Annotated in this window: 1 pseudogene; it reads left to right on the top strand. The window is 42.3% G+C overall.

From position 1 onward, the window contains the following. Positions 1–238, top strand: a pseudogene (locus A3712_RS21360) (orotate phosphoribosyltransferase); the annotation flags it as partial. Positions 239–310 lie beyond the last annotated feature (72 nt).

Raw genomic sequence — 310 nt, 5'->3', positions numbered from 1 at the left:
GTTAGCTGAGGGCGGCGGAATAGACAATCAGGAACTTTTGATTGTTGAAGACGTTGTAACTTCGGGTGGAGCAATAATTGACGCAGTTAACGAATTACGTGCTCGTGGTGCTATTGTCAATAATGTCGTTTGTGTAATTGACCGAGAAGGTAGTGGCAGAGAGAACTTAGAAAAATTGGGTCTTAAGTTTAGCCCTCTCTTCACAAAGTCAGAGTTAGAAAAAGCGGTCGGGTTATAACAAACGTTTAAGGCTCAAGCTACTTTCTCTAATGTTCACGGAACTAGTTAGAGCTTCGGCTCTAACTCACTT

It is taken from the genome of Vibrio sp. HI00D65 (genome assembly GCF_001635455.1).
Taxonomy (GTDB): domain Bacteria; phylum Pseudomonadota; class Gammaproteobacteria; order Enterobacterales; family Vibrionaceae; genus Vibrio.
Note: the sequence above shows the minus strand (reverse complement) of the source record. Positions and strands in the feature narration are given on the sequence as shown.